The 10,161-nt window shown below is 59.2% G+C and carries 6 protein-coding genes, 2 tRNA genes and 1 pseudogene; 4 read left to right on the plus strand and 5 right to left on the minus strand.

Features of this window, described 5'->3' with window-relative positions; all coding sequences use genetic code 11:
- The 3 genes and pseudogenes from rpsF to rnr all read right to left on the minus strand — a co-directional run.
- Positions 1 to 194, minus strand: a pseudogene (gene rpsF, locus ACIOMO_RS27455) (30S ribosomal protein S6); the annotation flags it as partial.
- A gap of 273 nt (positions 195 to 467) precedes the next feature.
- Positions 468 to 1,232 carry a 23S rRNA (guanosine(2251)-2'-O)-methyltransferase RlmB gene (rlmB, locus tag ACIOMO_RS27460; RefSeq protein WP_008078316.1) on the minus strand — a complete coding sequence of 255 codons (765 nt, stop codon included), beginning with the start codon at positions 1,230 to 1,232 and terminating at the stop codon, positions 468 to 470.
- The gene (gene rnr, locus ACIOMO_RS27465) at positions 1,229 to 3,859 is read right to left on the minus strand and encodes a ribonuclease R (protein ID WP_401244615.1); all 2,631 of its coding nucleotides are present in this window, start codon (positions 3,857 to 3,859) and stop codon (positions 1,229 to 1,231) included. The genes rlmB and rnr overlap by 4 nt, the downstream gene beginning before the upstream one ends.
- 225 nt (positions 3,860 to 4,084) lie before the next feature.
- On the opposite strand from rnr, the gene ACIOMO_RS27470 reads away from it, so the two are divergent.
- The 4 genes from ACIOMO_RS27470 (at position 4,085) to ACIOMO_RS27485 (ending at position 7,307) form a co-directional block, all read left to right on the plus strand.
- Positions 4,085 to 4,171 (plus strand) — tRNA-Leu (locus ACIOMO_RS27470).
- A gap of 181 nt (positions 4,172 to 4,352) precedes the next feature.
- Positions 4,353 to 4,439 (plus strand) — tRNA-Leu (locus ACIOMO_RS27475).
- 292 nt (positions 4,440 to 4,731) lie between these two features.
- Positions 4,732 to 5,742, plus strand: coding sequence for an extracellular solute-binding protein (locus ACIOMO_RS27480; RefSeq protein ID WP_401244617.1), 1,011 nt, complete (start codon positions 4,732 to 4,734; stop codon positions 5,740 to 5,742).
- Positions 5,742 to 7,307, plus strand: a complete 1,566-nt coding sequence (locus ACIOMO_RS27485) for an ABC transporter permease (RefSeq protein ID WP_401244619.1) — start codon at positions 5,742 to 5,744, stop codon at positions 7,305 to 7,307. Before ACIOMO_RS27480 ends, ACIOMO_RS27485 begins: the two co-directional genes overlap by 1 nt.
- Before the next feature lie 71 nt (positions 7,308 to 7,378).
- Here the strand turns inward: ACIOMO_RS27485 and ACIOMO_RS27490 are convergent, their stop codons facing one another.
- The gene (locus ACIOMO_RS27490) at positions 7,379 to 9,313 is read right to left on the minus strand and encodes a methyl-accepting chemotaxis protein (RefSeq protein WP_401244621.1); all 1,935 of its coding nucleotides are present in this window, start codon (positions 9,311 to 9,313) and stop codon (positions 7,379 to 7,381) included.
- A gap of 139 nt (positions 9,314 to 9,452) precedes the next feature.
- Positions 9,453 to 10,161: adenylosuccinate synthetase (locus ACIOMO_RS27495; protein WP_401244623.1), on the minus strand; the 709-nt coding region annotated here is incomplete at its 5' end.

Here is a 10,161-nt window from a genome sequence, read left to right on the forward strand (position 1 = left end):
CTCAACGTTCAGCATCACGTAGTGAGCCTTGTGAACATTGTTGATTGCGTAGGCCAGTTGACGACGGCCCCAATCTTCCAGACGGTGGATTTGCCGCCGTCTTCTTCGATCAGCTTGGTGTAACGCTCAACCATGCCGCCGACTTGCTCGCTTTGATCCGGGTGGACCAAAAAGATGATTTCGTAATGACGCATGAATGCTCCTTACGGGTTGTAGCCTGCCGCTCAAAAACGGTCAGACAAGGAGTGAATGACACTTATGGACTTGCCGGCGCGGGGCACATGCGTGCCTGCCGTCACAGCAAGGGGCGCAATTGTAGAGAAGGGACAGAAGAGGTGCAAGGCAATTGGTGATTATTTGAACAATCACCAATAAACACCTGTAGGAGCTGCCGAAGGCTGCGATCTTTTGATTTTTTTAGATACAAGATCAAAAGATCGCAGCCTGCGGCAGCTCCTACAGGGGGCTTATTTCTTGGCAGCAGGCTTGGCTTTTACGCCGCGCTGACGCTGGGCTTCGAACAGGCAGACGCCCGTCGCGACCGAGACGTTGAGGCTGCTGACGCTACCGGCCATCGGCAGTTTCACCAGATAGTCGCAGTGTTCGCGGGTCAGGCGACGCATGCCTTTGCCTTCGGCGCCCATGATCAGAATGGTCGGGCCCGTCAGATCCTGGTCGTAAATGCTGACTTCAGCTTCCCCTGCTGTGCCGACAACCCACAGACCGCGCTGCTGAAGCTTTTCCAAGGTGCGCGCAAGGTTAGTCACCGCCACCAACGGAATCACTTCCGCCGCGCCGCAGGCCACTTTACGCACGACCGGCGTCAGGGTTGCCGACTTGTCTTTCGGCACGATCACCGCCAGCGCACCCGCCGCATCGGCCGAACGCAGGCAGGCGCCGAGGTTGTGCGGATCGGTCACGCCGTCGAGCACCAGCAGCAACGGTGCGCCGTCAGTGCGATCGAGCAACTCGTCGAGCATCGCTTCGCCCCAGACCTGGCTCGGGCTGACTTCCGCGACCACGCCTTGGTGAACGCCTTCAACCCAGGCGTCCATTTCGCGGCGCTCGGCCTGACCGACCTGGACACGATTTTCGTTGGCCAGCTCAACCAGCGTCTGCACGCGCGGATCGTTGCGGCTTTCAGCCAGCCAGATCTGCTTGACGCGCTTCGGGTGGTGACGCAGCAACGCTTCTACCGCGTGAACGCCGTAGATTTTTTCCAACTGACTCATGACTTCGCCTTCGGTTTACGTGCCCCGCCACTTTTGGCTGGAGCAGAACCCGCTTTTGGCGGGCCTTTACGATGTTTGCTCGGTTTTGCTGGCTTGCCGCCGGAGGCCTTTTCAGGCGCCGACCGCCCGGTCTTTCCCCCAGGCGCCGCTTTACCACCGTTTTTGGCGTCGGAAAGCAGTGCCTTCTTCATTTCACGGCTTTTACGCAGCTCGGCGTTTTTCGCCACAGCGTCGCTTGGACGATAGGCTTCGGGAGCTTTCTCTTTCGCTGGACGGCGACCTGCGGTTTTTGCAGGAGCCGCTTCGGCTTTTTCCTTCGCGGCTGGCGCAGCAGTTTCAGCACCACGTTTTTTGCGACCGATCGGCGCGCTGATGGTTTTTTCAGCCATCTCGAAGTCGATCTTGCGCTCGTCGAGATCAACGCGCATCACGCGCACTTCAACGGTATCGCCAAGGCGGAAGCTACGACCGGTGCGCTCGCCCGCCAAGCGGTGATGCACAGGATCGAAGTGGTAGTAATCGCCCGGCAGCGCGGTGACGTGCACCAGGCCTTCGACGTAGATATCAGTCAGTTCAACGAACAGACCAAAACCGGTCACCGCCGTGATCACGCCAGGGAACGACTCGCCCACGCGATCCTTCATGAACTCGCACTTGAGCCAGTTCACCACGTCGCGGGTCGCTTCGTCGGCACGGCGCTCGCTCATCGAGCACTGCTCGCCGAGTTGCTCCAGCGCCGCTTCGTCGTACGGATAGATACGCGCTTTCGGAATGGTCATCGCACCGGCACGGCGAACGTGCGGGGTGTCCTGTTTCGAATGGATCACGCTGCGGATTGCGCGGTGCGTGAGCAAATCCGGGTAACGACGGATCGGCGAGGTGAAGTGGGTATAGGCTTCGTAATTCAGGCCGAAGTGGCCCTGATTGTCAGCGCTGTACACCGCTTGGCTCAGCGAACGCAGCATCACGGTCTGGATCAGGTGGAAATCCGGACGATCCTTGATGCTCGCCAGCAATGCCTGGTAGTCCTTCGGCGACGGGCCGTCCTTGCCCTTATGCAGGGACAGACCGAGCTCGCCAAGGAAGGCACGCAGTTTTTCCAGACGCTCCGGTGGCGGGCCGTCGTGGACGCGGTACAGCGCAGGAATTTCGTGCTTCTTGAGGAATTCGGCGGTGGCCACGTTGGCCGCCAGCATGCATTCTTCGATCAGCTTGTGCGCATCGTTACGGGTGGTCGGACGGATCTCGGCAATCTTGCGCTCGGTACCGAAGATGATCCGGGTTTCCTGCGTTTCGAAATCGATCGCGCCACGTACGTGACGAGCAGCCAACAGAACCTTGTACAGCGCATAAAGCTGCTTGAGGTGCGGCAGAACGTCGTTGTACTCACCGCGAAGCTGACGCGCCTCGGTGATTTTCGGCGTTTCCAGCATCGCGCTGACTTTGTTGTACGTCAGACGAGCGTGGGAGTGGATCACCGCCTCATAGAAGCAGTAGTCGGTCATTTCGCCGGACTTGGAAATGGTCATCTCGCAAACCATGGCCAGACGATCGACGTGCGGGTTCAGCGAGCACAGGCCGTTGGACAACTGCTCAGGCAGCATCGGCACCACGCGCTCGGGGAAATACACCGAGTTGCCGCGCACTTGCGCTTCGTTGTCCAGCGCCGAACCGATTTTCACGTAGCTGGAAACGTCGGCAATCGCCACGTACAACTTCCAGCCGCCGGAGAACAGGCGCAGCTTGCCCGGTTTGGCTTCGCAATAAACCGCATCGTCGAAGTCGCGGGCATCTTCGCCGTCGATGGTGACGAACGGCAGATGGCGCAGGTCAACGCGCTTCTCTTTGTCTTTCTCTTCGACTTCCGGCTTGAGCTTGGCGGCTTCTTTCAGTACGGCTTCGGGCCAGACGTGCGGAATGTCGTAAGTGCGCAGGGCAACATCGATTTCCATGCCCGGCGCCATGTAGTTGCCGACCACTTCGACCACATCGCCTTGCGGCTGAAAGCGCGGCGTTGGCCAGTGGGTGATTTTCACCTCAACGAACTGACCGATCTGCGCGTTGGCGTTACGGCCCGGCGTGACCAGCACTTCTTGCTGGATCTTCGGATTGTCGGCAACGACGAAACCGATGCCGCCTTCTTCGAAGTAGCGACCGACGATGGTTTCGTGAGCACGCGAAACCACTTCGACGATCACGCCTTCGCGGCGACCGCGACGGTCAAGACCGGAAACACGGGCCAGCGCACGGTCACCGTCGAACACCAGACGCATTTGCGCCGGGCTCATGAACAGGTCGTCGCTGCCGTCGTCCGGCACCAGGAAGCCGAAACCGTCACGGTGACCGCTGATGCGACCGAGGATCAGGTCGAGCTTGTCGACCGGCGCGTACGTGCCGCGACGGGTGTAGATCAGTTGAGCGTCGCGCTCCATGGCGCGCAGGCGGCGGCGCAGGGCTTCGATCTGGTCTTCTGTGGTCAGACCAAACTCTTCCACCAGTTGCTCGCGGGCAGCAGGCGAACCCCGATCGGCGAGGTGCGCCAGGATCAGTTCGCGGCTAGGAATAGGGTTTTCATATTTTTCCGCTTCACGAGCGGCCTCGGGATCGAGGGACTGCCAATCGGCCATTAGAGAGTTTTCACCTTGTCTATATGCGGGTTAGTTTGGCATAGGCGCCATGAAACGGGAAATTTCCGCTTCTATAAGGCGCGTATCCGGGGCTGTAGCGTTGCTTGAAAGCCGTTTTGACCACCGCCGGTAAAAAAAATCATGTTTTTTGCTGAGAGGGGTTTACAGTTAAAAAGACGCTCCGTATAGTGCGCGCCATCGACGACGCACAGCGTTGCCGATACTGCCCAGATGGTGAAATTGGTAGACACGCCAGCTTCAGGTGCTGGTGACCGCAAGGTCGTGGAAGTTCGAGTCTTCTTCTGGGCACCAATTTAGAGTTTGAGACTAGATCAGTTTCAAGACTCACACAAAAACCCGCGAAAGCGGGTTTTTTGCATTCTAAGGAACGCTTTTGTTAAAACCGATTTATTAAAATTAAATCAGGGGTTTACAGATCAAAAAGCGCTCCGTATAGTGCGCCACATCAACAGCGGCAACGCTAGCGATGATTGCCCAGATGGTGAAATTGGTAGACACGCCAGCTTCAGGTGCTGGTGACCGCAAGGTCGTGGAAGTTCGAGTCTTCTTCTGGGCACCAATTCAAATTCAAGGTTACGGCCTTGGATTTCACAAAAACCCGCGAAAGCGGGTTTTTGCGTTTCTGCCCTCCCGAAACCCTGATATCTCCATGTAGGAGCTGCCGAAGGCTGCGATCTTTTGATCTTGTTTTTCCAAAGAGCAAGATCAAAAGATCGCAGCCTTCGGCAGCTCCTACGGTTCAACGCAGACGTCGTATCAGAGCTGGCGGCCTCTCGCAAGGCGCACTTGAGAAACAATATCGTTTATCATTGTTGCAAGTTTTTGCAATGCGACAGTGAGGAACCCTGCGAATGACGTTTCGAAATACCCTGCGCCGAGGCCTGACCTTCACCCTTCTCGGCCTGGCGCTCGCCACTCCCCTCACCCAGGCTGCCGATGCGGTTTCCCTGACTCTCTATAACGGCCAGCACAAGGAAGTCGGCGATGCGATCGCCAAAGCCTTCGAAGCCAAGACCGGCATTCACGTCAATGTCCGTAAAGGCAGCAGCAACCAGCTCGCCAGCCAGGTCATCGAAGAAGGCGACCGCTCCCCCGCCGATGTGATCTACACCGAAGAATCGCCGCCGCTTAACAATCTCGGCGAACTCGGCCTGCTGGCGAAAACCGATGACGCCACTTTGGCTGTGCTTCCGGAAAAATATGTAGCCGGCAACGGCACCTGGATCGGCGTCACAGCGCGCGTTCGCGTGGTTGCCTACAACCCGAAACTGGTCGATGAAAAAGACCTGCCGAAATCGGTGATGGAATTCTCTGATCCGCAGTGGCAAGGCAAAGTCGGCTTCGTACCAACCAGCGGCGCGTTCCAGGAACAAGCCGTAGCGATCATCAAGATGCACGGTCGTGACGCCGCCGAAGAATGGCTGACTGGCCTGCGCGCTTTCGGCAAAACCTACAGCAACAACATGGTCGCGCTGAAAGCAGTGGAAAACGGCGAAGTCGCCACCGTGCTGGTGAACAACTACTACTGGTTCGCCCTGCAACGCGAGAAAGGCCAACTCGACTCGAAACTGCATTACTTCACCGGCGGCGACGTCGGCGGCTTGATCACCGTATCCAGTGCTGCCGTGCTGAAATCCAGCAAACATCCAAAAGAAGCCCAGCAATTTCTTGCCTACATGGCCAGCGAAGAAGGTCAGCGCGTGATCACTCAGACCACCGCCGAATACCCGCTGCACAAAGGCATGGAATCGGATCGCGGGCTCAAGCCGTTCAGCGAGCTGGAAGCGCCGAACGTAACGCCGGCCGATCTGGGCAATGCCGAAGAAGCGCTGGAACTGGAACGTGAAGTTGGCTTGAACTGATGGCCGCATCGTTATCCGCCCCCGCCGCGCGCGGGGGTTACGTACCAAAGCGCAAGCGGCCGTCGATCTGGCTGGTAATGCCGGTGTTGCTGCTGGTAGTACTGAGCTTGCTGCCGCTGGCCTACGTCGGACTGAAAGCCTGGCAGGCCGGCTGGGCCGAGGCGCTGCACTTGTTGTGGCGCCCGTATGTGTTCGGCCTGCTGCGAAATACGCTGGCATTGATGGTTGGCGTAACCCTCACCTGCGGCGTGATCGGTCTGTCGCTGGCCTGGCTGCTGGAACGCAGCAATCTGCCGGGGCGGCGCTTGTGGGGCGTGATTCTGTGCCTGCCGTTCGCGGTGCCGGCGTTTGTCAGCAGCTTCACGTGGGTCTCCTTGAGTGCGCAGTTCGAAGGGCTCGGCGGGGCGATTCTGGTGATGAGCCTGTCGAAATACCCGCTGATCTTTCTGCCGGTAGCGGCAACCCTGCGCAATCTTGATCCGTCGCTTGAAGAGTCTGCCCGCACGCTGGGGCAGAATCGCTGGGGGGTGTTTTTCCGCGTCACCCTGCCGCTGCTTTGGCCGTCGTTGTTGGCCGGTTCGCTGTTGATTGCTTTGCACATGCTGGTGGAATTCGGCGCGCTGTCGATCATCGGCCTGCAAACCTTCACCACGGCGATCTATCAACAGTTCGAACTGGAATTCAGTAACGCCAACGCGGCGATGCTTTCTGCGGTGCTGCTGGTGCTGTGTCTGTTGCTGTTGTGGCTGGAACTGCGCGTGCGTGGCAAAGGCCGGCATGTGCGCACCGGGCAAGGCGCGGCGCGTCAGGCTGAGCAAGTTCGATTGGGTCGCTGGGCTTCGCTGGGTCAGTTGTATTGTCTGGCGCTGGCGATTGTCGGCAGCGGGATTCCGCTGGGCATGCTGGCCTACTGGCTGGCGGTCGGTTCGTCGGCAGCCTTTCCGGTAGCGGCGATCACCGAAGCATTGCTGTCGTCGCTGGCGTTGTCGCTGGGCGGCGCGGCGTTGTGCCTGGTGCTGGCAGTACCGGTTGGTTTGCTGGTGGTGCGATACAAAGGCCAATTGGCGATTTGGGCTGAGCGTCTGCCGTACCTCTTGCATGCACTGCCGGGCCTGGTGATTGCGCTGACGCTGGTGTATTTCGCCCTGCATTACGTGCCGGCGCTGTATCAGACTTCGGGGCTATTGCTGATTGCTTATGCGCTGCTGTTTCTGCCGCTGGCTCAAGCACCGATTCGTACTGCACTGAACAAAGCCGCGCCGCAGCTTGAAGAGGCTGCACGGACGCTGGGCGCTTCGTCGTTCACGGCGTTTTGCCGGGTGACGTTGCCGATTATTTTCCCGGCATTGGGCGCGGCGTTTGCGCTGGTGTTTCTCGATGCGATGAAGGAATTGACGGCGACGTTGCTGTTGAGTCCGACCGGGCTTAACACGCTAGCGACCGAGGTGTGGGCGCATACCGCGAATGTCGAGTTTGCGGCGGCGGCGCCTTATGCGGCGTTGTTGATTTTGGTATCCGGCTTGCCGGTGTATCTGCTGACGACGCGGATGTATCTGAGCCGCTAAAAGATCGCAGCCTGCGGCAGCTCCTACAGGAGATTAATGTAGGAGCTGCCGCAGGCTGCGATCTTTTGATCCTAGGCCCTGAACTGCCCCAGACTCGCCTTCAACTGCGCAGCCAAACCATCCAACACCTTGCCACTCGCCGTGGTTTCCACCACCGCCTGCGCCGCTTTCTCGGCCTGGGCATGAATCGTCTCGACCCGCCCGCGCACAGCCTGCGCACCCTGCGCCTGATGCGCCGCTGCCTGCGTCGCCAGACCAATCGCCGCATGCACCTGCTCAACCGAGGCCTGCACCGATTGCTGCAACCGCGCACTGTCGCGCAACACCAGCAAGCCTTCGCTAGCCTGACGCCCGGCCTGACCAATCGCCTCGACCGCCTCACGCGCACCCTGCTGCAAAGCAACAATGTGCGCCTGAATATCGCCGGTAGAGCTTTGCGTCTTGCTCGCCAGCGCACGCACCTCATCCGCCACTACCGCGAACCCACGCCCGGTTTCACCCGCGCGCGCCGCTTCAATCGCTGCGTTCAGCGCCAGCAAATTGGTCTGCTCGGCGATCCCGTGGATCACCGTCAGCACCACTTCAATCTGTTCACTCTGCTGCGCCAGTCGCTGAATGACCTTCGCTCCGGTGTCGACCTGTCCCGCCAACGCCTCAATCAAGCCGCCGACCTTGGCCGATGTGCGCGTGTTCTCATCAGTGGCCTGACGAATATCCACCACCTGCTTCAACGCCGCCTGCATCGCATGGCTTTCAGACTGTGCCTCGTCGGCCATTTGCGACAGTGCGCGCAGACTCTCCGCCACTTCATCACGCTGCATCCCGGCCGCTGCATCGGCACCAGCATTGCGCAGAGTCATCGCGCCGATTTCCACGCCGGTACGCTGGGCGACATCGCCCGCCTCGCGCACGATCGGCTGCAACTTATCGACAAAGCGATTGACCGCCGAGGCCATGTCGCCGATTTCGTCTTTGCTGTTGATCTGCACACGCTTGGTCAGATCGCCCTCGCCCGCTGCCAGATCATCCATCGCGGCATTGAGCATCTTCAGGCGATTGACCACGCGATGGCCCAACACCACGGCCAGCAACAGCAGCACGCCGCAGCCGACCAGCGCCAGGACCAGACCGATTCTCCAGCGCAGCGTCGCCGCTGCTTCTTGCACGGTGCTGGCGGTGTTGGCTTTCATTTCAGCAGCGGTGGATTGCGCCGATTGCAGACGCGCTTGCATGGCTTTCGCGCTATCGGCGGCGGCACCTTGAAGGCTGTCGCCGACCAGTTGATCACTGCTGGCGATCAGCGCCGCGAAGCGTTTATCCAGTGCGGCCAAATCGGTTTCCACTGACGCCGTGGAAACACCCATCAGCACCTTGCCGATTTCCACGCCGTTGGGATTGATCGAGGCCTCAAGGTAGTAAACGGATGGGTCGTTTTTCGCCGCATCCAGCACTTTATCCAGCGCACGCTCGCCTTGGCCTTTTTCCAGCAAGGCTTTGTTGATCGGGTTTTCGCGGTTGAGATAACGGGTCAGGTGCTGGCCGGTGGCATCGTCGTACACCACAAACAGCACATTGGGATTGCGCTGAGCACGACGAGCGAACTCGGAGAGGGTCGGCACGTCGCTGTCCCACATCGCGCGCGGCGCAACGGAGGCGAGCAGTTGCGCCATGTCATTGGCCGAATCCTTGAGGTCTTTTTCCAGAGTCGCACGCAGCTGTGCCTGCTCATCCTTCAGACGCGTGGACAAACCGGCGGTCAAGCGCTGGCGGGTGCTGCTGGAAAGATTGTCCAGGCTCGACGTGACCTCACGTCCGGCCTGCTCTAGTTCACCAGAGAGTTTCTGGCTGTCGGCACCGAGGCGCACGGCCAGATCGGCTTCCAGCGCCGTAACGGTGCTCCGTGTCAGGGCGACGGCCACCAGCACTTGCACCAAAAGGGCGATACCAAGGGTAACGAATACCGGGCGCAACAAACGGCTTTGTAACAGTGAGAGAACGGCCGACACTGTGAATACCTCTACTTCTGACGCCATTAATTTGATGGCACTCTTGTAGGAAGTTTCACAGCAAAGGTCATGCCGTCCGACAGGCATAAACGACAAAGGCCCCGATTAAGGGGCCTTTGTTTTTTACATCAACGACTTATCAAGCAAACGGATGACGCAGAACGATGGTTTCGTTGCGATCCGGGCCCGTCGAAATAATGTCGATCGGGGCGCCGATCAACTCTTCAACGCGCTTGATATAGGCACGAGCGTTAGCCGGCAGCTCTTCCAGGGTTTTGGCACCCACGGTCGATTCAGTCCAGCCCGGCACTTCTTCGTACACAGGCTGCAGGCCTACGTAGCTGTCAGCGTCGGTCGGAGCAACGGCGTTGCCTTGCGCGTCTTTGTAGCCGACGCAGATGTTGATGGTTTCCAGACCGTCGAGTACGTCCAGCTTGGTCAGGCAGATGCCCGAGATGCTGTTCACATCGATAGCGCGACGCAGGTCGTGCAGCTCGGCAGTCACGTCGAGCATCAACGGCTTGAGCAGCTCAGCGTATTCCTTGCACTCGGCCAGAGTCTTTTCAAACTCGATCGCCGGCTCTTTGTAGTAACCGACCAGCATGAAGTTGTGGTAATCCACCAGTTCACGCAGCTTGTCTTCGAAGCGCGGCATGTTCAGCAGGTCGCCAACACGCAGGCCACGACGAGCGACCTTGTCTTCGTACGCCGGGCCGATGCCGCGACCGGTAGTACCGATCTTCAGCTCGCCACGGGCCTTTTCACGAGCCTGGTCCAGCGCTACGTGGAAGGACAGGATCAGCGGGCAGGACGGGCTGATACGCAGACGCTCGCGCACCGGTACGCCT

The sequence above is a fragment of the Pseudomonas sp. NPDC087804 genome, assembly GCF_044742965.1.
Classification (GTDB): domain Bacteria; phylum Pseudomonadota; class Gammaproteobacteria; order Pseudomonadales; family Pseudomonadaceae; genus Aquipseudomonas; species Aquipseudomonas rustica.

Excerpts from the sequence above, each read along its gene's own strand:
- ACIOMO_RS27485 (WP_401244619.1), top strand. The coding sequence starts at position 5,742 with ATGGCCGCATCGTTATCCGCCCCCGCCGCGCGCGGGGGTTACGTACCA.
- ACIOMO_RS27480 (WP_401244617.1), top strand. The coding sequence starts at position 4,732 with ATGACGTTTCGAAATACCCTGCGCCGAGGCCTGACCTTCACCCTTCTC.
- rnr (WP_401244615.1), bottom strand. The coding sequence starts at position 3,859 with ATGGCCGATTGGCAGTCCCTCGATCCCGAGGCCGCTCGTGAAGCGGAA.
- rlmB (WP_008078316.1), bottom strand. The coding sequence starts at position 1,232 with ATGAGTCAGTTGGAAAAAATCTACGGCGTTCACGCGGTAGAAGCGTTG.